General features: G+C 72.8%; 22 protein-coding genes. 12 read left to right on the forward strand and 10 right to left on the reverse strand.

Going from position 1 to position 24,387, the window contains the following annotated elements; translation table 11 throughout:
* Positions 1 to 14: 14 nt before the first annotated feature.
* Positions 15 to 1,763, reverse strand: a complete 1,749-nt coding sequence (locus tag GA0070624_RS12550) for an ATP-binding protein (RefSeq protein ID WP_091340645.1) — start codon at positions 1,761 to 1,763, stop codon at positions 15 to 17.
* Between the two features lie 282 nt (positions 1,764 to 2,045).
* Here GA0070624_RS12550 and GA0070624_RS12555 point away from each other — a divergent pair, with 282 nt between their 5' ends.
* Positions 2,046 to 3,620, forward strand: coding sequence for an alpha/beta fold hydrolase (locus GA0070624_RS12555; RefSeq protein WP_245719147.1), 1,575 nt, complete (start codon positions 2,046 to 2,048; stop codon positions 3,618 to 3,620).
* Between the two features lie 31 nt (positions 3,621 to 3,651).
* Here GA0070624_RS12555 and GA0070624_RS12560 read toward each other — a convergent pair whose 3' ends face one another.
* Together GA0070624_RS12560 and GA0070624_RS12565 are read right to left on the reverse strand one after the other, a co-directional pair.
* Positions 3,652 to 4,068: a DUF7144 family membrane protein gene (locus GA0070624_RS12560; protein WP_141714990.1), complete on the reverse strand. Its 417-nt coding sequence runs from the start codon at positions 4,066 to 4,068 to the stop codon at positions 3,652 to 3,654.
* 93 nt (positions 4,069 to 4,161) lie between these two features.
* Positions 4,162 to 4,947, reverse strand: a complete 786-nt coding sequence (locus tag GA0070624_RS12565) for a pyrimidine reductase family protein (RefSeq protein WP_091340652.1) — start codon at positions 4,945 to 4,947, stop codon at positions 4,162 to 4,164.
* Positions 4,948 to 5,097: 150 nt separating this feature from the next.
* Between GA0070624_RS12565 and GA0070624_RS12570 the strand changes: the two genes are divergently transcribed.
* The 6 genes from GA0070624_RS12570 (at position 5,098) to GA0070624_RS12595 (ending at position 11,767) form a co-directional block, all read left to right on the forward strand.
* Complete coding sequence (locus GA0070624_RS12570; protein WP_091340654.1) at positions 5,098 to 5,643, forward strand: plasmid pRiA4b ORF-3 family protein; 546 nt, start codon at positions 5,098 to 5,100, stop codon at positions 5,641 to 5,643.
* 248 nt (positions 5,644 to 5,891) lie between these two features.
* Positions 5,892 to 7,205, forward strand: coding sequence for an ABC transporter substrate-binding protein (locus GA0070624_RS12575; protein WP_091340657.1), 1,314 nt, complete (start codon positions 5,892 to 5,894; stop codon positions 7,203 to 7,205).
* Positions 7,206 to 7,323: 118 nt separating this feature from the next.
* Complete coding sequence (locus GA0070624_RS12580; protein ID WP_091340660.1) at positions 7,324 to 8,301, forward strand: carbohydrate ABC transporter permease; 978 nt, start codon at positions 7,324 to 7,326, stop codon at positions 8,299 to 8,301.
* Positions 8,302 to 8,310: 9 nt separating this feature from the next.
* Positions 8,311 to 9,210, forward strand: coding sequence for a carbohydrate ABC transporter permease (locus tag GA0070624_RS12585; RefSeq protein ID WP_091340662.1), 900 nt, complete (start codon positions 8,311 to 8,313; stop codon positions 9,208 to 9,210).
* On the forward strand, positions 9,207 to 10,634 hold the full coding sequence (locus GA0070624_RS12590) for a GH1 family beta-glucosidase (protein WP_091340665.1): 1,428 nt from the start codon (positions 9,207 to 9,209) through the stop codon (positions 10,632 to 10,634). Before GA0070624_RS12585 ends, GA0070624_RS12590 begins: the two co-directional genes overlap by 4 nt.
* Before the next feature lie 86 nt (positions 10,635 to 10,720).
* Positions 10,721 to 11,767, forward strand: a complete 1,047-nt coding sequence (locus GA0070624_RS12595) for a LacI family DNA-binding transcriptional regulator (protein ID WP_091340669.1) — start codon at positions 10,721 to 10,723, stop codon at positions 11,765 to 11,767.
* Positions 11,768 to 11,792: 25 nt separating this feature from the next.
* On the opposite strand, the gene GA0070624_RS12600 is transcribed toward GA0070624_RS12595, so the two are convergent.
* Positions 11,793 to 12,881 (reverse strand): phosphotransferase family protein, encoded by a 1,089-nt coding sequence (locus tag GA0070624_RS12600; protein ID WP_091340673.1) that lies wholly within the window; start codon positions 12,879 to 12,881, stop codon positions 11,793 to 11,795.
* A 150-nt stretch (positions 12,882 to 13,031) separates the two neighbouring features.
* Between GA0070624_RS12600 and GA0070624_RS12605 the strand changes: the two genes are divergently transcribed.
* Both GA0070624_RS12605 and GA0070624_RS12610 read left to right on the forward strand, forming a co-directional pair.
* Complete coding sequence (locus GA0070624_RS12605; RefSeq protein ID WP_091340676.1) at positions 13,032 to 13,736, forward strand: ACT domain-containing protein; 705 nt, start codon at positions 13,032 to 13,034, stop codon at positions 13,734 to 13,736.
* Between the two features lie 81 nt (positions 13,737 to 13,817).
* On the forward strand, positions 13,818 to 14,873 hold the full coding sequence (locus GA0070624_RS12610; RefSeq protein ID WP_091340679.1) for a GNAT family N-acetyltransferase: 1,056 nt from the start codon (positions 13,818 to 13,820) through the stop codon (positions 14,871 to 14,873).
* Between the two features lie 154 nt (positions 14,874 to 15,027).
* Here GA0070624_RS12610 and GA0070624_RS12615 read toward each other — a convergent pair whose 3' ends face one another.
* Positions 15,028 to 16,593, reverse strand: a complete 1,566-nt coding sequence (locus tag GA0070624_RS12615) for an aldehyde dehydrogenase family protein (RefSeq protein ID WP_091340683.1) — start codon at positions 16,591 to 16,593, stop codon at positions 15,028 to 15,030.
* A gap of 531 nt (positions 16,594 to 17,124) precedes the next feature.
* Entirely contained in the window at positions 17,125 to 17,865 is a 741-nt protein-coding gene (locus GA0070624_RS12620) for an LPXTG cell wall anchor domain-containing protein (RefSeq protein WP_141714991.1), read from the reverse strand.
* 351 nt (positions 17,866 to 18,216) lie between these two features.
* Between GA0070624_RS12620 and GA0070624_RS12625 the strand changes: the two genes are divergently transcribed.
* Positions 18,217 to 19,257 (forward strand): GlxA family transcriptional regulator, encoded by a 1,041-nt coding sequence (locus GA0070624_RS12625; RefSeq protein ID WP_245718758.1) that lies wholly within the window; start codon positions 18,217 to 18,219, stop codon positions 19,255 to 19,257.
* Here GA0070624_RS12625 and GA0070624_RS12630 read toward each other — a convergent pair.
* The 4 genes from GA0070624_RS12630 to bioB all read right to left on the reverse strand — a co-directional run bounded on the left by GA0070624_RS12630 (position 19,192) and on the right by bioB (position 22,279).
* Positions 19,192 to 19,605 carry a universal stress protein gene (locus GA0070624_RS12630; protein WP_091340693.1) on the reverse strand — a complete coding sequence of 138 codons (414 nt, stop codon included), beginning with the start codon at positions 19,603 to 19,605 and terminating at the stop codon, positions 19,192 to 19,194. The genes GA0070624_RS12625 and GA0070624_RS12630 overlap by 66 nt on opposite strands.
* 12 nt (positions 19,606 to 19,617) lie before the next feature.
* A complete protein-coding gene (locus GA0070624_RS12635) occupies positions 19,618 to 20,841 on the reverse strand; it encodes a YbfB/YjiJ family MFS transporter (protein ID WP_091340696.1) in 1,224 nt (407 codons plus the stop codon).
* 224 nt (positions 20,842 to 21,065) lie between these two features.
* A complete protein-coding gene (gene bsaP / locus GA0070624_RS12640; RefSeq protein WP_091348723.1) occupies positions 21,066 to 21,275 on the reverse strand; it encodes a biotin synthase auxiliary protein BsaP in 210 nt (69 codons plus the stop codon).
* 8 nt (positions 21,276 to 21,283) lie between these two features.
* On the reverse strand, positions 21,284 to 22,279 hold the full coding sequence (gene bioB, locus GA0070624_RS12645) for a biotin synthase BioB (RefSeq protein ID WP_091340699.1): 996 nt from the start codon (positions 22,277 to 22,279) through the stop codon (positions 21,284 to 21,286).
* A gap of 188 nt (positions 22,280 to 22,467) precedes the next feature.
* Here bioB and GA0070624_RS12650 point away from each other — a divergent pair, with 188 nt between their 5' ends.
* Both GA0070624_RS12650 and bioD read left to right on the forward strand, forming a co-directional pair.
* Complete coding sequence (locus tag GA0070624_RS12650; RefSeq protein WP_091348726.1) at positions 22,468 to 23,604, forward strand: 8-amino-7-oxononanoate synthase; 1,137 nt, start codon at positions 22,468 to 22,470, stop codon at positions 23,602 to 23,604.
* Positions 23,601 to 24,329, forward strand: a complete 729-nt coding sequence (bioD, locus tag GA0070624_RS12655; protein ID WP_091340702.1) for a dethiobiotin synthase — start codon at positions 23,601 to 23,603, stop codon at positions 24,327 to 24,329. The genes GA0070624_RS12650 and bioD overlap by 4 nt, the downstream gene beginning before the upstream one ends.
* Positions 24,330 to 24,387 lie beyond the last annotated feature (58 nt).

Below are 24,387 nucleotides of genomic sequence, written 5' to 3' on the forward strand. Positions count from 1 at the left end.
GGTGGTCACCGCCCTCAGAACGGAATGTCGTCGTCGGTGGGCCCGGAGCCGACCACCGCGAACGGGTCGGCCGACTGGGTGATCGAGCGCAGCGTCTCCGACGGGGCGCGGCCGGCCTCGGAGACCCGGGTCGCCCAGGCCGGGAAGGGGAACTCCAGGCAGAGCGGCACCGGGATGTCTGGCTGGTTGACGAACATGGTGCCCGGCTTGGCCAGCAGCGCCCGCTGGCGCTGGGCCGGCGGGAGGAAGCCGTACTCGGGACGGGACGCCTCGGCCGGGTCGAGCCGGCCGACCACCCGGATCGCCGAGTTGGTGACGATCCGCCGTTCCACCTCGCTCGCCGTCTGCTGCGCGCCGACCAGGATCACCCCGAGCGAGCGGCCGCGCTCGGCGATGTCCAGCAGCACCTCCTTGATCGGCGACGAACCCTCGCGCGGGGCGTACTTGTTGAGCTCGTCGAGGACGACGAAGAGCAGCGGCTTGGCGGTGCCGGCCTTCTCTTTGCGCTCGAACTCGCTCTTGAGCGTCACGCCGACCACGAACCGCTGTGCGCGGTCCGGCAGGTTGTGCAGGTCGACCACGGTGACCTGGGCGGACTCGGCGGTGTTGATCGAGTGGGGGCGGCGGGTGGCGAGGTCGCCGCGGATGAGCCGGCCCAGGTCCTTCTTGCTGCCGATCAGCCGCCGGGCGAACGCGTTGACCGTGCCCAGGCCGACCGCGCTGCCCGCCCAGTCGGCCCGGGTCTCGTCGTCGTTGAGCTGCTCGACGATGTGGTCGACCAGGTCGCCGTACGACCCGAGCCGGACGCCGTCGATGCTCACCCCGCCGTCGGCGGGCTGGGCGTACCGGGCCAGGTGGGCGGCGACAGAATGCACCACCATCGTGTACTGCTGGCGCTCGTCGTCGGCGTCGGCGAAGACGTACGGCAGGAGCCGGTCGGCGCAGAACTCGCTCAGCGTCCAGTAGAAGCTGTCCACCCCGGTGAGCCGACTGCTCACGTCCGGCGTGCCGGAGGAGTCGCCGACCCGGGGCGGGGCATACACCCGCACGTCGGGGAAGGCGCCGGCGGCCAGCCCGAGCTGCGCGTAACCGGCCCGGGTGGCCTCGTCGAGCCGGGCGTTGGGGTGGTCGAGAAAGAGCAGGTCCTCGCCCTTGACGTTGAAGATCAGCGCCTTGGCGTTGACCGCGTCGCCGCCGAGCACGCCGGAGCGGAAGACCGAGTAGAGGAGGAAGGTGGCGAAGCTGGTCTTGGTGGCCACCCCGGAGATGCCGGAGATGGAGACGTGGGCGCCCCGGGTGCCGTCGAGGAAGTCGGCGTTGAGGTAGACCGGGACGCCGTCGCGACCCATGCCCATCGGGATCCGGCGTTCCATTCGGTCGAAGTGCAGCGCGCGGGCCCGGGCGTCGCCCTCGGCCCGGTGCACGACGGCCCCCGGGGTGGGCGGGACGTAGAACTCCGGGTCGACCCGGGTGGTGGTGATCTCGGCGGCCTCCTGCACCTGCGCGGGGAGGGTGCCGTCGGCGATGGCGAAGACGTCGGAGTCGAACTGCGCGCCCTCGTGCCGGGCGCGGACCTGGGTGACCACGCCGGCGATGGTCACCGGCTCCCGGTCGGGCAACTCCCGGCGGGTGACCACCACGTCGTCGAGCTGGAGATAGCTGCCGGGGGCGACGGCGGTCCAGAAGGTCAGCGGGGTGGCGTCGGCGGTGCCGAGCACCCGGCCGACGCCTTCGCCGGGGCCGTCGAGCAGGTCGTCGGTCATCGGCGGACTCCGGTCGGCTGGTCGTCTCGGTCGCGGGGCACGAGGAGCATCCTGCCCGAGGGATGCGACAGGTTGCCACGCGACGCGGCGGATGCCACGCCACCACCTCTCACCGGAACGGGGCGTGCGCGCTCCGTCACCGGATCGTGGCCATTTCCGCCCGCCTGCGGCCAGCCGCGAGAACAATGCAGGTAGCCGACATCCCGGGCGCGAGGAGCGACCGTGACTTCATCAGGCGGCCGATGGGTTGCGCTGCTGGCCCTCGCCGTGCTGCCGCCGGTAATGGAGGCCGCCGTGCTGGTCGGCATCGGCTTCCACGCCGCCCGGGGCCTGGCTCCCCAGGTCACCGCCGTCTGGCCGTACGACTCATACCACGACCTGCGCTGGCTGCTCGTCTACCACAACTCCTGGTCGGCTTTTGTGCTCGGCCTGCTTGCCCTCATCGCGTTCCGTGGCCTGCTCTCGGCGGGGCTGACCGCGTCGGCCTGGCCCGGGCAGGTGGACCGTCCCTCGTTCGGTTGGCTCGTCAGGCGGAACCTGGAGGTCGCCGCGCTCGCCGCGGTGATCATCTCTCCGTGGGCCGCACTCTCGGTGGCGTTCTCCACGGTAGCGCTCTCCTGGTACCTGCTCTCCTCGCTCGTCCCGATGCTGCTGCTCGCCCCGTTCCTGCAGCGGGCGGGGGTGGTCGCCCGCTGGTGGCGGGGTCTGCCCACGATCGAGTTGCTCGGGTGGTCGCTGCTCAACTTCACCGTCCTCACCGTCGCCGCCGCCCTCATCGCGAGCGTTCCGGGCTGGTGGCCGGTCGCGGTGGCCGCCCTGTCCGGGGTGGCGAACGCGCTGCTCTGGCGGCAGACCGTGGCCGCGGCCGTGCTGCCTAAGCGCATTCGTTGGGCGCGGGTCCCGGTGGCACCGATCGCGATCGTGCTCATCATGGCCGCCGCGGTGGGATCGCAGTCGCTGACCGGCCTGCTGGTGGGCAGGCCGGGGGAGTGGCGTCCCCCCATCATCTCGCAGCGGCTGCCGGACCGGGTCCCGCACGCCGTGATCGCCATCGCCGGGCACGATTCGCAATGGGACGGACGGCCGGCGGCGGATCCGCGGGTCGAGCGTTTCTCCTACCGGGGGCTCGACGGCCAGGGCCGGCCGCTGCCGTACGGGCCGAGGGACACCCACCAGTCGTTGGAGGAGAGCGCGGTCCTGCTCGAGGCGCACGTCGACTCGCTGCACCGGCGTACCGGTAGGCCGGTGGCCCTGCTCGGGCAGAGCGAGGGCGCCATGGTGGCGCGCATGTACCTGGAGAAGGTGTCGAGGCCGTCCCCGGTGGAGGCGGAGATGCTGTTCAGCCCGCTGATCCAGCCGGGGCGCGCCTACTATCCGCCCCCTGGACACAGCGGTTGGGGGGTGGCCACGGGCTGGGGGCTGCGGGCGATCTTCGCGGTGGCGAACGTGCCGCAGAAGGTGAAGAGCAGTCCCGACCAGCCGTTCATCCGCTCGGTCCTCGTCAACGCACCGTTCTTTCGCAACCGCACGCTCTGCCCGGTGCCCGGGGTGCGCATGATCGCGTTCCTGCCCACGGTCAGCGCGGCGGAGGCGCCGCCCGGCGAGTACAGCCGGATCCCGACCTTTCAGCTGCCCGCCTTCCACGGCGGCCTGCTCGGCCGCCGCGCCGCCGAGGTGCGCGTAATGGACTTCCTGGCCGGTGATCCAGTCGAGCAGCCGAGACGGGAGTACGGCCTGCTGCAGCGGTTGGGTGCCGCGTGGCAGCCGCCTCCGCTCGCGCTGCCCCTCAACCCGGTCTGGTCGCCCGAGCGGGAGGCCGACCCGGCCCTCACCGGCCGCATCTGCGAGCCCCGCTGACCGCCCGCGGCGCTCCGACCACTCGGCGGCCCTACGGCTGCCGGCCGGGCGGCGCGGCACCGCGGCGGACCAGCAGCCGGATGGCCGCGCCGTTGAGCCCCACCACCAGCACCGACCGGATCGGCGCGTAGGGGAAGAGGAGCAGGTCGGCGGCGATCGCCAGCACGGCTGCCGCGATGGCGAACCGGACCGTGGCCCGCCGGCCGGTGAACACCAGCAGCCCGGCGACCATGACCGCCGCGCCGATCGCCACGTGCAGCCAGGCCCAGCCGGTGATGTCGACCCGGTAGGCGCTCTGCCGCGTCACCACCACGAACGGATCCCCCATCGTGTTGGCATACGCGGTGATCACGTCGACCAGGCCGGAGCCGGCCAACAGGCCACCGGCGAGCAACGGCCGGCGTCGGCCGTGGACCGCCACCTCGCCGGCTGCCTGCGGTGAGCCCATTTCCACAGCTTACGGACGGTGCGGCCGGGTCGGACCCGATCCTCGTCCAGATCGCCGGACCAGCCTCGTGGACGTGCTGGACGGGGCGGTGAGTCAGGCGGCGGGCGCGGCGCCGGCCGGTGGCGGCTCGGCCGCGTCCCGGGCGTACCGGAGCATCAGCACGCCGTCCTCGGCGGCGAGCACGTGCCGCAGCGGCAGCCGGCGCGGTGGGCTGGCGTCCCCGGCCGTGATCCGGCCCGCGCCGGCTCCGGCCAGCAGCGGCGTGACGGTGAGGCAGAGCTCGTCGACGACGTCGGCCGCGGTGAGCGCGCCGAACAGGTACGGGCCACCCTCGCAGAGCAGCTGACCCAGCCCGCGTCGGCGCAGCTCGGCGAGGCCGGCGGCGAGGTCCACCCGGTCGCCGCCGCAGCGGATCACGTCGGCGACCTCGGTCAGGCCGGGCGGCGGCTCGGCGGCATCCCCGGTGAGGATGAGCGGACGGACCGGCGCGTCGGCGAAGGCGCCCTGGGCCGGGTCGAGGTCGAGCGAGGCGGAGACCACCACCAGCGTGGGGTATTCGGCCAGGCCGTGCTCGCGGCGCCAGGCCCGGCGCGGCTCGCTGAGCCGGACCGACCCGTACCCCTCGTGCCGCAGCGTGCCGGCGGCCACCACCAGCCCGTCACAGAGCATCCGCAGCAGCCCGAAGACCCGCTTGTCCGCTTCGCCGGACAGCCCGGCGGAGTACTCGTCCACCGTGACCGCACCGTCGATGCTGGACACGAAGTTCACCCGCAGGTGGGGCCGGTCCGCGCGGCCGTAGAGCGCGGCCAGCTCCGAATCGGTCAGCGGCGCTGTCGCCGGTGCGGGCCAGACCCGGGAAATCGGGACTTCGCCGCTCATTCGCTCGCCGGACCGGTGACCGGAGGGGTCGGTCGGGGGGTACGGTGCTGGCAGTCGCACCAGTTCCGCCCCGGACAGTCGTCGTGCCGTCGTTCGCGGCACGCTCGGCAGATCATGCTGGCAGCCTATGCCGAGGGAGGATGGGACAGCATGCCGCGTCAGATCTTCCAGCTGAAGGTCGCCCTGGCCGGGGTCCGGCCGCCGGTGTGGCGGCGGGTGCTGGTCCCCGGCGGCTACACCCTCGACCGGCTGCACCGGGTGGTGCAGTACGCGATGGGCTGGCGGGACTGCCACCTGCACTCGTTCGAGATCGACGGGCTCCAGTACGGCGAGCCGGACCCCGACGGCGAGCTGGCCCTCCGCGACGAGCTGGACGTCCGCCTGGACGCGGTGGTCGGCAAGGGCAGCCGGTTCCACTACACCTACGACTTCGGCGACTGGTGGGAGCACGACCTGCTGGTGGAGGACGTCTGCACCGCCGACCCGGACGAGCGCTACCCCTCCTGCGTCGACGGGGCGCGGGCCTGCCCACCGGAGGACGTCGGCGGCCCGTCGGGCTACCTGGTCCTGCTGGCCGCCCTGGCCGAACCGGGCCACCCCGAGCACACGGCGATGCGGGAGTGGGCCGGCGCGCGCTTCGACCCGGACGCCTTCGACGCCGCCCGCGCCTCGACCCTGCTGCGCCGCCTCTGCTGATCGGGTCGGCCCCGCTGAGCCTGAAGGGCCCCGTCGACGCGTCGCGGACGAACGACGCGGTAACGAAATGGAACGCTCCCATCGGTCTATTGACACTCTCTGACATCGACCGGCAGGCTTGTGGGAGCGCTCCCGACTGTGGCGCGGATCTCATTCGTGACCCTTACGGCACCAGCGGCGGCGGCGAGCGCGGCACGGCACCCCCCACCACACGACACCAACCTCACCACCGAAAAGAGGGGTCTCGGATGAGCGTCCCAATCCGGCGCCGCCGGTTCGCGGCCATCGCGCTCGCGTCCGTCGCGGTCCTCGCCACCGCCACCGCCTGCGGCGACGACTCGTCGGGCACCGCTGGCAACGACGGCCCGATCACCCTCGTCGTCGACGTCTTCGGCGACCAGGGCTTCGGCTACGACGAGCTCTACAAGCAGTACGAAGCGGATCACCCGAACATCAAGATCCAGGAGCGGGGCAAGGGTCTCGGCCTCGGTGACTACAACACCCGGCTGACCCAGCAGATCACCGCTGGCTCGGGCGCGGGCGACGTGGTGGCCCTGGAGGAGGGCACCATCGTCCAGTTCTACGCCCAGGCCGACAAGTTCGTGAACCTCGCCGACTACGGGGCCACCGACCTCAAGGGCAACTTCCTGCCCTGGAAGTGGGAGCAGGGCACCACCCCCGACGGCAAGGTGCTCGGCCTCGGCACCGACGTCGGCTCGATGGCGCTGTGCTACCGCAGCGACCTGTTCAAGGCCGCCGGCCTGCCCACCGACCGCGAGCAGGTCGGCGCCCTGTGGGCCACCTGGGACGACTTCATCGCCACCGGCCAGAAGTTCGCCGCCGCCGACAAGAAGCACAAGTTCGTCGACTCGGCGACCAACTTCTACAACGTGGTGCTGATGCAGATCGCGGGGGCCGGCACCGGCTACACCTACTACGACAAGAGCAACAAGCTGGTCATCGGCGACAACCCGGACGTCAAGACGGCGTACGACCTGACCACGAAGATGATCGCGGCGAGCCTGTCCAACAACCTCCAGTCGTTCTCCAACGAGTGGAACGCCGGCTTCAAGAACGGCACCTTCGCCACCATCGCCTGCCCAGCGTGGATGACCGGGGTCATCAAGGGTCAGGCCGGCGACGCGGCGGCCGGCAAGTGGGACATCGCCAAGGCGCCCGGCAGCGGCGGCAACTGGGGCGGCTCCTTCCTGGCCGTGCCCAAGTCGAGCAAGCACGCCAAGGAGGCCGCCGAGCTGGTCAAGTTCCTGACCAGCGCCAAGGGTCAGATCGAGGCGTTCAAGAAGGTCGGCAACCTGCCGTCCTCGCCGCAGGCGCTGGCGGACTCGGCCGTGGCCGATTCGACCAACGCCTACTTCAGCAAGGCCCCGGTCGGCAAGATCTTCGCCGCCGGTGCGAGCGAGCTGAAGCCGGTCTACCTCGGCCCGAAGAACAACGGGGTCCGCACCGCCGTGGAGAACAGCCTCCGCGCGGTGGAGCAGGGCAAGTCCGCCGAGGAGCAGTGGCAGGCGGCGCTGAAGAACGGCGAAGCCGCCGGCAAGTGACCCGGCCGAGCCGTCCGCGGGTGGCGTCGACTGCGCTGGCTGTCGGCGCCGCCCGCGGCGCCCACCCCCGGCGTCCCCCGCGTGGGCGGGTGGCGCCGGCCGAGGAGAAGGACGTTCCATGAGTCTCGACCTGCACGCCGCGGCACCACCTGAACACCGACCCGCTCGCACCGCCCGTTCCGCGCCCCGCCGCGTGTCCCTCACCCGGCTGGACCTGACGTACTCGCCCTACCTGTACGTCCTGCCGTTCTTCGTGATCTTCGCGGTGTTCAGCGCGTACCCCATCGCGTACACGGTGTGGATCGCGCTGACCGACCGGTCGCCGCTGAACGCGACGATCTCCTTCGTCGGCCTGGACAACTTCGTCGAACTGATCACCGACGACCCGCAGTTCTGGAACGCAGTCGTCAACACGTTCGGCATGTTCCTGCTCTCCACCGTGCCCCAGCTGCTGCTGGCGCTGGTGCTGGCCAACGCGCTCAACCGCCGGCTGCGTGCCCAGACCTTCTTCCGGATGGCGATCGCCATGCCGATCATCACCTCCACCGCGGTGGTCGCGCTGATCTTCTCGATGCTCTACGCCAAGGACTTCGGCCTGGTCAACTGGGTGCTCGACACCGTCGGCGTGGACCCGATCGACTGGCGGGCCAACCGGTTCGCCTCCTGGTTCGCCATCTCCACCATGGTCGACTGGCGGTGGGTCGGCTACAACGCCCTGATCTACCTGGCCGCCATGCAGTCCATCAGCAAGGACATGTACGAGGCCGCCGCCCTGGACGGCGCCTCCCGGCGACGCCAGTTCTGGTCCATCACCATCCCGCAGCTGCGCCCGACGATCATCTTCACTTTGATCATCTCCACCATCGGCGGGTTGCAGCTCTTCACCGAGCCGCTGCTGTTCACCAGCGGCTCCGGCGGGCTCTCCGGCGGCTCGGAAGGGCAGTTCCAGACCATCACCATGTACCTGCTCGACGTGATGAACCAGCGCTTCCGCTGGGGGTACGCCGGCGCGGTCGCGCTCGTGCTCTTCGCGCTCATCGCGCTGATGTCGGCGGTGAACTACCTGCTGGCCCGACGCATCAGCTCCGACACGTGAGGTGACGAGATGACGACCACCACGCTCCGCCCACCCGTCCGTCCCACCCTGAAGCGGCGCGGCGCCGGCCACTCCGCCGAGCTGCTCTGGAAAGCCAGCCCCGTGACCTGGTTCGGGCTCGTCCTCGGCGTGATCCTCTCGCTCTTTCCGTTCTACTGGATGATCGTGATCGCCTCGCGGACCAACGACGCGGCCAACTCCTGGCCGCCACCGTTCCTGCCCGGCGGCAAGCTCGGCGAGAACATCCAGCGCGTGCTGGACAACGGCGACGCCAACATCGTCAAGGGCCTGCTGAACTCGTTCCTGGTCTCCGGGACGATCACCGTCGCGACGGTCTTCTTCGGCTCCCTCGCCGGCTTCGCCTTCGCCAAGCTCCGCTTCCGCGGCAAGAACGCGCTGCTGCTGATCATCCTCGCCTCGATGATGGTGCCCATCCAGCTCGGCGTGCTGCCGCTGTACATCCTGATGGCGAAGCTCAACTGGCTGAACACGATGGCCTCGGTGACCGTGCCCTTCCTCATCGGCGGCTTCGGGATCTTCATGATGCGCCAGTACGCCGAGCAGGCGGTGCCGAACGAGTTGATCGAGGCGGCGCGGGTGGACGGCTGCTCCACCTGGCGGGTGTACTGGCACGTGGTGGTGCCGGCCCTGCGTCCCGCCGCCGCGGTGCTCGGACTGCTCACCTTCATGGAGCAGTGGAACCAGTTCTTCTGGCCCTTCGTGGTGCTGGCCGACCCGGCCAACCCGACCGTGCAGATCTCCCTGCGCAGTCTCAACACGGCCTACTTCGCCGACAACTCGCAGATCTTTGCCGGAACGTTGATCGCCACCCTGCCGCTGTTCATCGTGTTCGTCCTGTTCGGCCGCCAGATCATCGGCGGGATCATGGAAGGTGCCGTCAAGTCGTGAGCAACCCCGCCAGCCCGCTCGGCCTCCTCGACCCGGGACGGCAGCTCGCCTTCCCGCCCGGCTTCCGCTGGGGCGCGGCCACCGCCGCCTACCAGATCGAGGGGGCGGCCCACGAGGGCGGACGCACCCCGTCGATCTGGGACACGTTCAGCCACACCGAGGGCCGGACGGTGGCCGGGCACACCGGCGACGTGGCCTGCGACCACTACCACCGGATGCCCGACGACGTCCGGCTGATGGCGGAACTGGGACTCACCTCGTACCGGTTCTCGATCTCCTGGCCCCGGGTGCAGCCGGGCGGCACGGGCCCGGCGAACCAGGAGGGGCTGGACTTCTACCGGCGGCTGGTCGACGAACTGCTGGCGCACGGCATCGAGCCCTGGCTCACCCTCTACCACTGGGACCTGGCCCAGCCGCTGGAGGACACCGGCGGCTGGCCCGCCCGGGACACCGCCGGCCGGTTCGCCGACTACGCCCAGCTCGTCGCGGACGCCCTCGGCGACCGGGTGCGCTACTGGACCACCCTCAACGAGCCGTGGTGCTCGGCGTTCCTCGGTTACGGCTCCGGCGTGCACGCCCCGGGGCGCTCCGACGGGGCGGACGCCGTCCGGGCCGGCCACCACCTGATGCTCGGCCACGGGCTGGCCGTGCAGGCGCTGCGGGCGTCCCGCCCGGAGGCCCAGCTCGGCATTACGCTCAACCTCTACCCGGTCACCCCGGCCACCGACGCGGACAGCGACATCGACGCCGCCCGGCGCATCGACGGGCTGGCGAACCGATTTTTCCTGGATCCGGTGCTGCGCGGGTGGTACCCGGCGGACCTGACGGCCGACCTGCGCCGGGTCAGCGACTTCGGGCACGTCCGGGACGGCGATCTGGAGATCATCTCCACCCCGCTGGACTTGGTCGGGGTCAACTACTACAGCCGGCACGTGGTCGCCGCGCCGGTGCCCCTCGCCGAGCCCGAGGCGTACTGGCGGGGGCCGTCGTGCTGGCCGGGCAGCGAGGACGTCCGGTTCGTCACCCGGGGCATACCGGTCACCGACATGGACTGGGAGATCGACGCGCCCGGACTGGTCGAGACGCTGGAACGGGTCCACCGGGACTACACCGACCTGCCGCTTTACGTCACCGAGAACGGCTCCGCCTTCGTCGACCGGCTGGTCGACGGCCGCGTCGACGACCCCGAGCGGCTGGCGTACTTCGACGCGCACCTGCGCGCCGCCCACGCGGCGATCAGCGCCGGGGTGCCGTTGAAGGGCTACTTCGCCTGGTCACTGCTGGACAACTTCGAGTGGGCGTTCGGCTACACCAAGCGCTTCGGCATGGTCTACGTCGACTACGACAACCAGGCCCGGATCCCCAAGTCCAGCGCCAGGTGGTACGCCGACGTGATCCGACGCAACGGGCTGGCCGCACAATAGGCTCCAGGCCAGGCAGTAACGGGCGGCCCGGCACCGATGCCGTTGGAGGTACCGGGCGGGCCCGCCCGAGGTCGGAGGAGCAGACGATGACAACGCAGCGCACCCGCTCGCTCGGGCGCCCGACCCTCGACGCGGTCGCCGCCCGCGCCGGCGTGGGGCGCGGCACCGTCTCTCGCGTGGTCAACGGCTCGCCCCAGGTCAGCCCCGAGGCCCGGGCCGCCGTCCAGGCGGCGATCGCCGAGCTCGGGTACGTGCCGAACCGGGCCGCGCGGGCGCTGGTGACCCAGCGGACCGACTCGGTGGCGCTGGTGGTCTCCGAGTCCGGTGAGCGGGTCTTCACCGAGCCGTTCTTCGCCGGCATCGTGCGGGGCGTCAGCTCCGGACTGCTGGACACCCCGATGCAGCTCTGGCTGGCCATGGTGCAGTCGCCGCTCGAGCGGGAACGGGTCGTGCACCACCTGACCAACCAGCACGTCGACGGCGTCCTGCTGCTCTCGCTTCACGACGCCGACCCGCTGCCCACCCTGCTGGAGGAGCGTGGCCTGCCGACCGTGCTCGGCGGTCGCCCGGCCCGGATGCTGAAGCCTGGCGCCCCGCCGGCCTGGTACGTCGACGTGGACAACGTCGGCGGAGCCCGGCAGGCGGTGGAGCACCTGGCCCGCCAGGGCCGCCGCCGGATCGCCCACATCGCCGGCCCGCAGGACATGGGCGCCGGCGTGGCGCGGTTGGCCGGCTACCGGGAGGCGGTCCGGGCGGCCGGTGCCGGTACCGACGAGGACCTGGTCGCGTACGGCGACTTCACCGAGGGCAGTGGCACCGCCTGCATGCGCCGGCTGCTGGAGATCCGCCCGGACCTGGACGCGGTCTTCGTCGCCTCCGACCTGATGGCGTTCGGTGCCCTGCGTACGCTGCGCGAGGCCGGCCGGCGGGTCCCCGAGGACGTGGCGGTGGTGGGCTTCGACGACGCCCCGATCGCCCGGCAGGCCGAGCCGCCGCTGACCACGGTCTTCCAGCCGGTGGAGGAGATGGGCCGCCAGATGGCCCGGCTGCTGGTCTCCCGGATCAGTGGCGAGGAGGTCCCGAGCCGGCACGTCCTCCTGCCGACCGAACTCGTCCACCGCGCCTCCGCCTGACCGGCGGGCGCGAGCCCGGCGGTGGTTACTTCCCGCGGACCGCGTGGAGGCCGTGGTCGACCAGCGGGGCGACCATGTCGCCGATGCGGTCGAAGCCGCTGCCGAGGGTCTGCCCGAGGGTGTGCCGGTAGTGGATCCCCTCGCAGATCACCGCGAGCTTGAAGCAGCCGAGCGCGACGTGCCAGTGCAGCGGCCCCACGTTGACGTCGCTGCGACCGGCGTACCGCTCGATCAGCTCGGCGCCGGTGGGGAAACCGGCCCGCGGACCGAGCCCGTCGGCCACCGGGTTGCCGTCGGCGGCGTCGCTGTCCCCGAGCACGTCCCAGTACGTCAGCAGCAGCCCCAGGTCGGCCAGCGGATCGCCGAGGGTGGCCATCTCCCAGTCCAGCACCGCCCGGACGGAGACCGGGTCGACCGAGGCCAGGAGGTTGTCCAGCCGGTAGTCGCCGTGCACGATCCGCCCCGCGTTGGCGCCCTCGGGCACAGTCTCCGCGAGCGCGTCCCGCAGCTCGTCGATCCCGGGCAGCGGGCGGCTGCGGGAGCGGTCGAGCTGGCCGGCCCAGCGGCGTACCTGCCGGCCGAGGTAGCCCTCTGGCCGACCGAAGTCGGCCAGCCCCACCGCGGCCGGCTCGACCATGTGCAGCGCGGCGAGGGTGTCCATCATCGCCATCGCCAGGTCGCGCCGCTGCCCGGCGGTGAGCGGGTCGGTCTGCGACCGGCTTCGGAACACCTCGCCGTCGACCTTCTCCATCAGGTAGAACGGTGCGCCGATCACCTCGTCGTCGGCGCAGTACAGCAGCGCCGCCGGCACCGGCACCTCGGTCGGGGTCAGCGCGGAGATCACCCGGTGCTCGCGGGCCATGTCGTGCGCGGTGGCCAGCACGTGCCCGAGCGGCGGCCGGCGCAGCACGAACTCCTGCTCGCCGGCGCGAACCAGGTACGTCAGGTTGGACTTGCCGCCGGCGATCAGCCGGGCCGACAGCGGGCCGGTGACCAGCTCGGGCCGGTGCTCGGCCAGGTACGCGGCGAGCCGGTCGAGGTCCAGCCCCTTCGGAGACCGGCCGGACTCCGGGCCGGTCGGGGTCTGGGGTGCGTCGACGGCCGGTTCGGTCATCCGGATAGTTGATGGCAGCTCAGCTTTGTTGTCAAGGTCGGATTTTCCGGTCGGGACATGCCGCGGCAACAGGGGCGAAATGGTCAATCGGCAGGCTGGTGTCCAGCCAGCCAGCCGCCGCGGCCGGCCCGCCGAGCGGAGGTACCAGACATGTTGCTGAGAGTTCGGGTGACCCTGCCGGACCGACCGGGCACGCTCGGCCAGGTGGCCCGGACACTCGGCGTCTCCGGCGCCGACATCGTCCAGGTGGTCGTCCTGGAACGGCTCGGCGGGCGGGCAGTGGACGACTTCACCGTGGTCTGGCCGGGGGCGGCGCGGGTGGAGCGGCTGCTGGCAGGCCTCGCCGCCATCCCCGGCGTACGGGTGGACGGGGTGTGGCGGGCGATCGGCGCGCCGACCACCGTCGGCCAGGACGCCGAACTGCTCGCACAGGTCGCCGCGAACCGGACCGACGGGGTGGCCACCCTGGTCGACGCGGTGCCCGGGCTGCTCGCCGCGGACTGGGCGGTGGCCGCGGTCGTACCCCTGGACTGGGCCTCCCGCAGCGGCGGGGCGGGTGGGGCGATGGTCGGGTACGCCAGCTGGCGGGCCACGGTCCCGCCCCGGCTGCCACAGGTGACCCCGCTGCGGGCCCGGTCGATGACCACCGCCGACGGCAACCACTACGCGGTCGCGCCGTTCGGCCGGGCCGGGCTGGTGCTGGTCGTGGCCCGGGACCACACCGAGCCGCTGGCCGCCCCCGCGTTCCACGCCACCGAGGTGGACCGGCTCGCCCAGCTCGTCCGGGCCAGCGCGGTGATCCTCGGCGACCGCCTTGACCTGGTCGGCGCCCCGCCCGTGACCAGCGTCACCTGACCGGTTCCCGCCGCGTCACCGACGGGCAACGGCGTTGCAACAGCCGCCCGGCAGGGTCTTGTGGTGAGGAAGGGAGCAGACATGGCGCTATGGCGGATCCGAGCCACTGTGGACGACCGACCGGGCTACCTGTCGGTGCTCACGGCGAGCCTCGCGTTGCGCGGGGTCAACATCCTCACCGTGCAGGTGCACACCACCGAACTGGGGGCCGTCGACGACTTCCTGGTCGACGCGCCGGACCGGCTCGACGAGGCCGACCTGTTGGCCGCCGTCGAGCGGGGCAGGGGGCGGGACTGCTGGGTCGCGCGCAGCGAGGCGCGCGGCCTGGCCGACCAGCCCACCCGGGTGCTCGGCCTGGCCAGCCGGCTGGTCCGGGACCCGGACGCGACCGGGGAGGCGTTGCGCGCCCTGCTCGCAGCGGACACGGTGACCTGGCGACCGGTGCCGGTCGGCGCCCGCTCCGGGATCGGCGCCGCGACGATGCTGCTGGCCGACCCGACCGGCGGGTCGTTCGAGCTGCGCCGGGCCGCGCCCAGCTTCACCCCGGCCGAGTACGCCCGGGCGCAGGCGCTGGTCGAGCTGGCGGCGACCGTGACCCGCCGGTCGGCGGACCTGGTCACCCTGCTCCTGCCCGACGGGGCGGAGCTTGCCGTACGCCCGGCGACGGCGGACGACCTGCCGGGCGTGGTGGAGCTGCACGGGTCCTGCTCGGCGCGGAGTCGGCAGCGGCGCTACCTGAGCGCGGCCGCGTGCCCGCCCGCGCCGCGGCTGCGCCGGCTGCTCGAACCGGCACGCGGCCTCACCCTGGTCGCGACGGACTCGGGCGGGGCGGCGGATCCGGTCGTCGCGATGGCGAACCTCCTGGCGGAGGGGGACGAGGCCGAGGTGGCGCTGCTGGTCCGGGACGACTGGCAGCGGCGCGGGATCGGCACGGCCCTGCTCCGCCGGCTGGCCGGGCACGCCGAGCGGGCCGGGTACGCGGCGCTGGCGCTGCACATCCAGGCGGAGAACGCGCCGATGCTGCGGACCCTGGCCCGGCTGGGCCGGCCGACGCGGCTGGAGCGGGACGGTTCCCTGCTGAGCGCGACGGTGCCGCTGGTGGCCGACGCGACCGCCGGGGCGGACCGGGCATGGTGAGCTGCCCGACCGCCGGGGCGGACCGGGCATGGTGAGCTGACTGGACGCCGGTGCCGGGTGGTGCACCCGGTGCCGGCGACAGGGCCGACCTCCGGTGCGGGGGGCGGCGAAACGGCAGGGCCCCCGGTGCGGGGGCCCTGCCCAGGTCCGTCGGTCAGGTGGCGGGGTAGCTGCTGTACTCCGGGAAGTTGCCGTAGAGCCGGCCGTCGCCGCCCTGGGTGACCGCCTGCACCAGCAGGTCGCCGCCGACGAAGGCGCCCTTCCACGAGGCGCCCCGGCCGCCGAACGGCTCGTCCCGGTCGCCCCGCGAGCGGGGCTTGTTGATGCCCACCTTGAACGCCTGGAGATCGACCGCGAGCTTCCCGGCCAGTTCCTCGTCGTCACAGGCGAGCGACGCCACCAGGGCGCCGTTGGAGGCGTTCATCGCGGCCAGCAGCTCGTCGGTGGTGTCCACCACGACGATGGTGTCGACCGGGCCGAACGGCTCCGCGTGCATCAGCCGGGACCGGCCGGGCGGGGCGAGCAGCACCGATGGCGCCACGTACGCCGAGGTGTCCTGCCCGTCGAGGAAGGGCGCGCCGTCGAGCTTGCCGCGGTGCAGCGGCACCGCGCCGCCGCGTACCGCCTCCTCGACCTTGCGGCGCAGCTCCTCGGCCTTGGCGGCGCTGATCAGCGGCCCGAAGTCCAGCTCGGGCAGCGGGTCGCCGGCCGACCAGTCGTCGCCCACGGCGAGCGGGTGTCCGAACCGGACGGAGCGCACCACCGGCAGGTACATGTCGAGGAACTCGTCGACCAGGTCGCGCTGGACCACGAACCGCGGGTACGCGGTGCAGCGCTGCTTGCCGTACTCGAACCCCTTCTTCAGGTGCGCGGCGAGCATGTCCCACTGGGAGAAGTTCCAGATGCCCCAGGCGTTGAGCCCCTCCTGCTCGATGAAGTGCCGCTTGTCGGTGTCGAGCAGGGCCGCGGCCACCTTGCCGCCGTTGGAGCGGCCGCCGACGAACGCCACCGCGCCGACCTCCGGCGCCCGCACGAGCACTTCGGAGAGTTCCTCGCCGCTGCCGGAGAGCAGGGTGGCGGGCAGCCCGGCGCGGCGCATCAGCGCGTGCGCCACGGTGAGGCAGACCGCGCCGCCCTGGGACGGGGTCTTGGCGATGACCGCGTTGCCGGCGAGCAGCTGAACCAGCTCGGCGTGGACGAGCACGCTCATCGGGTAGTTCCAGCTGGCGATGTTGCTGACCGGCCCGGGCAGCGGCTCCCGGCCGTCGGCGAGCATCCGGTCGATCTCGTCGACGTACCAGCGGACGCCGTCCAGGGCCCGGTCCACGTCGGCGCAGGCCAGCCGCCACGGCTTGCCGATCTCCCAGACCAGCAGCAGGGCGAGCAGGTCGCGGTGCGCGGTGAGCGCGTCCAGGGCGTCGGTGACCCGGGCCTTGCGCTCGGCGAGGGGGGCCGCCGCCCAGCCCCGGTGCGCGGTGGCGGCGAACGCGACCGCCGCGCGGGCCGAGTCCGCGTCCAGCCGGGACAGGTTCACCAGGACGGTGTCGTCGACCGGGGTGCGCACCGGGGTGGGTGCTCCGACCGCCCGCCAGTCGCCTTCGATCAGGTTGTGCAGCGTGGTGACGCCGTCGGCCGACGACCCGAAGGCCTCCGGCGCGGCGGCCACCGCACGGGCGAGGGTGTCGGACCAGGCGGTGCCGTCGGCGAGTCTGAGAGCCATCGCGATCTCCTCAGCGTTGACCGGGGGAGCGGCGGCGTCGATGGCACCGCTGGTGTCGCGTACTGTCGCGCGAGGTCGAGCGCGACGGCAACCGTACGCTCGTATGCCAGGACACCCGGCCCACCGGTCGGCGGCCGCCGCGCTGTCTCGCGGCCGTCCGCCACCGGCTCCAAGCTGGGCGTACGCGGTGAAACCATCCAACGTTATCGATGATGTGATTCATCCCCGGGCCACGCCGACCGGGCTACCGATTGGTACGGATCATCGAGTCGGCCGGTTCAACGGGTGGCTCAGCCGCGCAGCGCCGCCACCGCCTCGTCCGTGGAGCAGACCGTCCCCAGCCGGCGGAAGATGTAGTCCACGGCGAAACTCGTCCCTACCAAGATCATAACGAGCCGCCTGCTCCCGGTGTCCGCTCGATCGCCCGCCGGACCCTCGGGGGCCGACGCGCCCGGCCGAGCCGCGTCGGGTCCGGGAAGACGAACCGGCCGCCGGACGGACGTCCGACGGCCGGTCGCTGCTTGCGCTAGGTCAGCTGGTGAAGGTGATGTTGTCCCGACGACGACGCAGCCAGACCAGGCCGGCGCCGCCAGCGATCAGGGCGAGACCGGTGAGCGCGATGCTGGTCCCGGCCACACCGGTGAGCGGCAGACCACCCTCCTCGCCGCCACCGTTACCACCAGCGCCCGGCGAAACGGAGCCACCCGGCGCGGTGCTCTCCGTCGGCGGGGTGGTCGTCGGCGACCCGGGCGGGGTGGTCGGGGTCGTCGGGGTCTGGCAGTTCGGGACCCAGAAGACCTTGTGCTTGACGCCGCCCGGCACGCCCTCCGACTCGATGGTCAGCTTGACGTGGTAGCCCTGCTTCTCGTGCTCCTTGTACTTGCTCAGGTCCTTGAAGTCGTCGGCCACGGAGTACGTGAAGACCGCGTCCTCGTCGTTCATGCCCCCGGCGGCGGCGTCGTCGCTCACCGTCTCGGTCTTGGAGTACAGCGGCACGTCACTCGTACCCGACGGCGGGTGGATGTCGAAGGTGATCTTCGCCGTCTGGTCCTTGTCGAAGCCGAAGAACCTGACCTTGAAGGTGCAGCCCACGTGCGGACGGTTCGCGATGTTCGGGTCGTTGTGGTCGTCGACCTCGACGGTGTCGATCTTGACAGTCCCGTTGTTGCCAGCCGGGTCGGTGGCGAGCGCGGGAGTGGCGATGGCGAGGCACGCAACGCCGGTGGCTGCTGCGGAACTGAGCGCGAGCCCGAGGCGTCGACGCTGTCGCATGGGAAGTCCTCCGGGAGTTGATTTAAGGGACGCTAAAGAATCACCGACTGCTTGGCCGATTCGCAACCCCTGAACGGCCCGACCCTGATCTGTTTGGCAGCGCCATGCCGCCAACATCGTCGGCCGCCACGGGCGGCTTCCGGGAGCATAGTGGACGTGGCCCGTTTATCAAGACCCCGGCGACCCGACACGCCAGTCCGGCTCGCCCCGAATGTCGTGACGCGCCCCGCGCTTGCCGCCGGGACCGCCCACTGTCCACCGTCACGGGCAATGGTGCCGGCCGGCCACCTGATCCGGGACGGAGCCACCGATCTCCGTCGCGCCGCGCCCCGGCTGCCTAGGCTCGACCCCGTGCGAGCCCCGCGACGGTCCGACACCGTGCTCTTCGTCGTCTATGACGGGGTGCGCCTGCTCGATGTCACCGGGCCGGTGGAGGTTTTCGCCGTGGCCAACGAGCACGGCGGCACGTACCGAACGGTGCTGGCCTCACCGGACGGGCGGGACGTGGTGAGCAGCGCCGGCGTCCGCCTCGGCGTCGACGTGGCGCTGGACGCCGTGACCGGGCCGGTGGGGACGCTGGTCGTGCCCGGCGCCCCGGACTGGCAGGCGGTCGCTGGGGACACGGCGCTGCTGGACCAGATCCGCCGGCTCGCCGGCGGGTCGGAGCGGGTCGCCTCCGTCTGCGCGGGGGCCTTCTCGCTCGCCGCCGCCGGCCTGCTCGATGGCCGCCGGGCCACCACCCACTGGGACCTCGCCGACGACCTGGCGGCGCACTTCCCGGCGATCACCGTCGACGCCGATCCGATCTTCGTGGCGGACGGCAGGATCATCACCTCGGCCGGGATCTCGGCCGGCATCGACCTGACCCTCGCCCTGGTCGAGTCGGATCTCGGACCGGAGGTGGCCAGAACCGTCGCCCGGCACCTGGTCGTCTTCCTGCAACGCCCGGGCGGCCAGTCCCAGTTCAGCGTCCGGACCAGCGCCGCGAGCACCCGCAACGAGGCACTGCGTCGGGTGCTGGACGCGGTCGCTGCCGATCCCGGCCGGTCCTGGGACCTGGCTGCGATGGCGGCGCTGGCCGGGGTCAGCGTGCGGCACCTGGGCCGGCTGTTCCGGGCCGAACTGGACGCCACCCCGGGCGACTACCTCGACCGGATCCGGGTGGAGGCGGCGCAGGTCCTGCTGGAGAGCGGCGACGACACCCTCGACGTGGTGGCCCGCCGCACCGGCTTCGGATCTCCGGAGACGATGCGGCGGGCGTTCGTGCGGGAACTGGGGGTGACGCCGGGTGCCTACCGGGAGCGGTTCCGCACGACCGGCATCGGCTCAGCGCACCAGCAGCAGCGCGACGTCGGCGCGTCGGCCGACGTGATCGCTGACGCTGGGTTGTAGCAGCCGGGCGAGCCCGGCACGGTGATGCGGGCCGAGGATGACCAGGTCCGCGCCGTGCGCGTGGGCGGTGTCGAGGATCAGCGCGGGTACGTCGGTGTCGAGTCCATCGACGACCTCGCCCGTGGCCGGAACGCCGGAAGCGCGTAGGCGGTCCTTCGCCACGGCCACCTGGTTGCGGGCGAGCGTGTCGTCCTCGAGGTCGACGACCCGGTCGTAGACCGCCTCGGATTCATCGATGTGCACGACGTGCACGGTGGCGCCGAACGCGGTCGCGAGCGCCGTGGCCGCGTCCAGGACCCGCTCGGAGATGGGTGTCGCGTCCACTGCGGCCAGGATGTGCTGGTACATGGTTTCGTCCTTTCAGCGGGCGCCGCTCGGCGCCGGTTGGGTGGTCTCCGGAAGGTGCGCCGGGTGGTATGCGCGCTGGCGCAGCGCCACCAGTGCGGCGGCGGCGAGCAGCCCGACCGACAGCCACAGCCCGACGGCGACGCCGCCGTGGTCGGACAGCAGACCGGACAGCAGCGGGCCGACCGCCTGGCCGAGGGAGAACGCCACGGTCAGCAGGGCGATGCCGGCGGCCCAGCCGGTCGCGGGCAGGCTCCGCCGGGCCAGCACGGTCGCCGCGGTGGGCCCGGCCATGAAGGCGCTGCCGAAGACCGCCGCGGACAGCAGGGCAGCCGGCATACCGGCGGGCAGCAGGAGTACCGGCAGCACGCCGACCAGGACCAGCGCTGAGACCAGCGCCGGGGCCTGGCCACCGGTGAGCCGGCCGGTCAGCCGTCCCCACACGGTCAGCGTGGCGGCGACCGAGGCGAGCCCGAGCACCACGAAGAAGGTCGCGGTGGCGGTGGTACCCAGTCCCTGCTCCCGCAACAGGGCCACCACGAACGTCATGTAGCTGACGTAGCCGGCGCCGAAGAGGACGTACCACGCGAAGGTGGGCGCGAGGCTGCGGAGCGCGTCCCGCGGGAGTGTCCCGCTTGCGCGCCCCTCAACCGGAGCGATCCGACGCACCGCGAGCAGCGCCGGCACGATGGCCACGACGGAGACGATGCCCATCAGCAGCCAGCCGGTCCGCCATCCGCCGCTGCCCAGCGCCGCGGGCACGAGCAGGCCGGAGAGCACGACGCCGATGCCGACGCCGGCCATGTAGAGGGCGACGAGCAGCGCGGCCCGGCGCTGATGGGCGGCGGTCGCGATCCGCGCGGCCAGTGCCGAGCCGAGCACGAACGTGATAGCGGTGGTGATCCCGCCCACGAAGCGCAACCCGGCCAGGACGGTGTAGTCGGCGGTCGCCGCGGTGAGCAGCAACGTCAACGCGCTCACCGCGAGGGTGGCGACGAAGGCGAGCCGGTCACCGAACCGGCGGGCCCAGAAGACGGCGGTGCCCGCGCCGATGACGTACCCGGCGGCGTTCGCCGTGTTCATTCCACCCGCCTGCGCGTACGTCCAGTGCAGGTCGCCGCGCATGGCGGGCAGGAGCAGCGCGTACGCGAAGCGGGCGAAGCCGAGCGCGACGACCGCGCCCGCAGCCAGCCCGAGTGCCGTCAGCGGCTCGTGCCACCGACTGAGTGGACGAGACATGGTTCCTCCTTGATCGGCGGGCCCCTGCGGCCCGCTGACCAGGTAGAACCAACGTCGTCGCCGACCGATGGCGGTCCGGATGGACCTGTCACCCTCGGATCGGGACAAGAGAATGGGACATCCGGCGCACACCGGCCAATCGGCGGCGGACGAGGCTCGGTCGGCGTAGTCGGGGTCGGACTCGGCGCGGTCGCGGCGTCACCGCCCGCCCCCGCAGCACGGGGTCAGCCCCGGGTCTCGCCGTGCATCACGCAGACCGCCGACCAGCCGACCGGCAGCACCTGCACCTTCATCCGGCGGCGGCAGCGGGCGCAGTACCGCGGCGGCTCCAGCGCCCGGGCCGCCGCGCAGGCCTCGTGCGGGCCCGCCGCGGCGGATTCACCGCAGCGGTCGCACCACGGCTCGGCCGCCGTCGGCTCCACCAACTCGGTCACCGTCGGCCTCACAGGGTGGCGGAGAGCGCCTTGACCGGCATCTTCAGGTCCTCCAGCAGCGCGAGGTCGTCGGTCGCCGGCCGGCCCAGGGTGGTCAGGTAGTTGCCGACGATCACCGCGTTGATGCCGCCGAGCAGACCGTCCCGGGTGCCCAGGTCGCCGAGGGTGATCTCACGCCCGCCCGCGTACCGGAGGATGGTGCGCGGCATGGCCAGCCGGAACGCGGCGATGGCCCGCAGCGCGTCCTTGCCCTCGACCACCGGTCGGTCACCCAGCGGGGTGCCCGGGCGGGGGTTGAGGAAGTTCAGCGGCACCTCGTGCGGGTCCAGCTCGGCGAGCTGCGCGGCGAATTCGGCGCGCTGCTCCACCGTCTCGCCCAGGCCGAGGATGCCGCCGCAGCAGACCTCCATCCCGGACTCGCGGACCATCCGCAGCGTCTCCCAGCGCTCCTCCCACGAGTGCGTGGTCACCACGTTCGGGAAGTAGGAGCGGCAGGTCTCCAGGTTGTGGTTGTAGCGGTGCACGCCCATGTCGACCAGCTCGTCGACCTGCTCCTCGGTGAGCATGCCCAGCGAGGCGGCGACCTGGATGTCGACCTCGGCCTTGATCGCCGCGACGCCCTCGCGCATCTGCTTCATCAGCCGGGCGTCCGGGCCGCGCACGGCGGCCACGATGCAGAACTCGGTCGCCCCGGTCGCCGCGGTCTGCTTGGCCGCCTCGACCAGCGACGGGATGTCCAACCAGACCGAGCGGACCGGCGAGGTGAACAGGCCGGACTGCGAGCAGAAGTGACAGTCCTCCGGGCAGCCGCCGGTCTTCAGCGAGACGATGCCCTCGACCTCGACCTCCGGGCCGCACCAGCGCATCCGCACCTCGTGGGCGAGCTGCAGCGCGGCGGGGAGGTGCTCGTCGGGCAGGTTGAGCACGGCGAGGACAGCGGCCTCGTCGAGGCCGACGCCGTTCTCCAGCACCTGGGTCCGGGCCTGGTCGAGGATCTCTGGCATGGCCCGTACCCTACAAGGCCGATCCGACGGCCAGAACGGCCGCGTCCCGCTGGTCAACCGGGGCACCAACCCGGTCCGAGCAGGCCAGCAGGGCGGGCCGCGCCACGCCGGGCCGGCCGGGACGAGGTGGTAACTTCGCCCGGCGGAAGCGCCTCGGGCGAGGCGGACCGGTGGGAAGGGACGTGACGGTGGCGGACTGGCTGGCGGCGCTCGACCGCCGCGCCGAGCTGCGGGCCAAGGCGGGACTCACCCGCCGGCTGCACCCGCGCGCCGCCGGCGACGCGGTGGTCGACCTGGCCGGCAACGACTACCTCGGCCTGGCCACCCACCCCGAGGTCACCGCCGCGGCGGCGGGGGCTCTGTCCGCGTACGGGCTGGGGGCGACCGGGTCACGCCTGGTACGCGGTTCCACCGACGCCCACCACGCCCTCGAGGACCGCCTCGCCGACTGGCTCGGCGCCGACCGCGCCCTGGTCTTCTCCTCCGGCTACCTGGCCAACCTCGGCGCGGTACGCGCGCTGGTGCAGCCGCGCACGCTCCTCGTCTCCGACGCGCACAACCACGCCTCGCTGATCGACGGCTGCCGGATCTCCGGCGCGGAGACCGTGGTGACCCCGCACGCCGACGTCCAGGCGGTGGCCGACGCGCTCGCCGCCGCCCCCGGCCGGCCGGCCGTGGTGGTCACCGAGTCGGTCTTCTCCGTCGACGGCGACCTGGCCCCACTGGCCCGGCTCCACGTGGTGGCTCGCCGACACGGCGCGCTGCTGCTGGTCGACGACGCGCACGCGCTCGGCGTCATCGGCCCGGCCGGCGCCGGCGGCGTTGCCGCCGCGGGTCTGGCCGGCGAGCCGGACGTGCTGGTGACCGCCACCCTCTCCAAGGCGCTCGGCGGGGCGGGCGGCGTGGTGGCCGGCCCGGCCGAGTTCGTCCGGCACCTCGTCGAGACCGGGCGGACGTTCATCTTCGACACCGCGCTGCCCCCGGCGGTGGCCGCCGGGGTATCCGCCGCGGTGCGGCTGGCCCGGTCCGGCGACGACCTGCGCACCGAGCTGGCCGACCGGGCCGCCCTCGCGGTCCGCCGGCTGGGCGCGGCCGGGCTGACCGTCTCCACCCCCGACGCGGCGGTGGTCTCGGTGACCGCGCCGGGCCCGGAGGCGGCGAGCGCCTGGGCGGCCGACTGCCGGGACCGTGGCGTGGCGGTGGGCTGCTTCCGGCCACCGTCCACCCCGGACAGCCGCTCCCGGCTCCGGTTGACCATCAGCGCGGGGGTGGCCCGGGCGGACTTCGAACGGGCCCTGGACGTGATCGTGGAGTGTGCCCCATGACGGCGGCGTGGAGCGGGCCGGTGCTGGTGACCGGGACCGACACCGAGGTGGGCAAGACCGTGGTGACCGCGGCGATCGCGGCGGCCGCGCAGGCCGCCGGCATGCGGGTCGCGGTGATCAAGCCCGGCCAGACCGGTACGGCCACCGGCGAGCCCGGCGATGTCGACACCGTGACCCGGCTGGCCGCCCCGCTCACCGGGCGGACCCTGGCCAGCTACCCGGATCCGCTCGCCCCGCTCGCCGCGGCCCGGGTCGCGGAGCTGGAGCCGCTGGAGCTCTACACCGCCGTGGACGCGATCCGCGAGGAGACCGACAAGCACGACCTGATCCTGATCGAGGGGGCCGGCGGGCTGCTCGTACCGATGGGGTTGCGGCCGTCGGGCGAGCCCTGGACGGTGGCCGACCTGGCGGTGTCGCTGGGCGCGCCCGCCGTGGTGGTGGCGCGGGCCGGCCTCGGCACGCTCAACCACACCGCGCTCACCCTGGAGGCGCTGGAGCGCCGGGCGATCCCGGCCGGGGTGGTCATCGGCGCCTGGCCGGCCGAGCCGGAGCTGGTGCACTGGGCCAACCTGACCGACCTGGTGCCCAACCTGCTCGGTGCGGTGCCGATGGGTGCCGGTTCGATGGATCCGGGCGTGTTCCGTCGGTCCGCGCCCGGCTGGTTCACCCCCGCGCTGTACGGGGTGCTCGACGACTGGCGGGCCTGGGCCGAGGACATCAGCTGAGCACCTCCGGTCACCCGCCGGGTGCGATGTCTACGGTCAGGTCGTCGACGGCGGTCGT

The organism is Micromonospora rhizosphaerae, from assembly GCF_900091465.1.
Classification (GTDB): Bacteria; Actinomycetota; Actinomycetes; order Mycobacteriales; family Micromonosporaceae; genus Micromonospora; species Micromonospora rhizosphaerae.

Bases quoted from the DNA above. Each gene is read 5' to 3' on its own strand.
- GA0070624_RS12580 (WP_091340660.1), top strand. From the start codon at position 7,324: ATGAGTCTCGACCTGCACGCCGCGGCACCACCTGAACACCGACCCGCT.
- bioD (WP_091340702.1), top strand. From the start codon at position 23,601: ATGACGGCGGCGTGGAGCGGGCCGGTGCTGGTGACCGGGACCGACACC.
- GA0070624_RS12620 (WP_141714991.1), bottom strand. From the start codon at position 17,865: ATGCGACAGCGTCGACGCCTCGGGCTCGCGCTCAGTTCCGCAGCAGCC.
- GA0070624_RS12575 (WP_091340657.1), top strand. From the start codon at position 5,892: ATGAGCGTCCCAATCCGGCGCCGCCGGTTCGCGGCCATCGCGCTCGCG.
- GA0070624_RS12630 (WP_091340693.1), bottom strand. From the start codon at position 19,605: ATGTACCAGCACATCCTGGCCGCAGTGGACGCGACACCCATCTCCGAG.
- GA0070624_RS12635 (WP_091340696.1), bottom strand. From the start codon at position 20,841: ATGTCTCGTCCACTCAGTCGGTGGCACGAGCCGCTGACGGCACTCGGG.
- GA0070624_RS12560 (WP_141714990.1), bottom strand. From the start codon at position 4,068: ATGGGCTCACCGCAGGCAGCCGGCGAGGTGGCGGTCCACGGCCGACGC.
- GA0070624_RS12565 (WP_091340652.1), bottom strand. From the start codon at position 4,947: ATGAGCGGCGAAGTCCCGATTTCCCGGGTCTGGCCCGCACCGGCGACA.
- GA0070624_RS12595 (WP_091340669.1), top strand. From the start codon at position 10,721: ATGACAACGCAGCGCACCCGCTCGCTCGGGCGCCCGACCCTCGACGCG.
- GA0070624_RS12615 (WP_091340683.1), bottom strand. From the start codon at position 16,593: ATGGCTCTCAGACTCGCCGACGGCACCGCCTGGTCCGACACCCTCGCC.
- GA0070624_RS12600 (WP_091340673.1), bottom strand. From the start codon at position 12,881: ATGACCGAACCGGCCGTCGACGCACCCCAGACCCCGACCGGCCCGGAG.
- GA0070624_RS12585 (WP_091340662.1), top strand. From the start codon at position 8,311: ATGACGACCACCACGCTCCGCCCACCCGTCCGTCCCACCCTGAAGCGG.
- GA0070624_RS12610 (WP_091340679.1), top strand. From the start codon at position 13,818: ATGGCGCTATGGCGGATCCGAGCCACTGTGGACGACCGACCGGGCTAC.
- bioB (WP_091340699.1), bottom strand. From the start codon at position 22,279: ATGCCAGAGATCCTCGACCAGGCCCGGACCCAGGTGCTGGAGAACGGC.
- GA0070624_RS12555 (WP_245719147.1), top strand. From the start codon at position 2,046: ATGGAGGCCGCCGTGCTGGTCGGCATCGGCTTCCACGCCGCCCGGGGC.
- GA0070624_RS12550 (WP_091340645.1), bottom strand. From the start codon at position 1,763: ATGACCGACGACCTGCTCGACGGCCCCGGCGAAGGCGTCGGCCGGGTG.
- GA0070624_RS12570 (WP_091340654.1), top strand. From the start codon at position 5,098: ATGCCGCGTCAGATCTTCCAGCTGAAGGTCGCCCTGGCCGGGGTCCGG.
- GA0070624_RS12605 (WP_091340676.1), top strand. From the start codon at position 13,032: ATGTTGCTGAGAGTTCGGGTGACCCTGCCGGACCGACCGGGCACGCTC.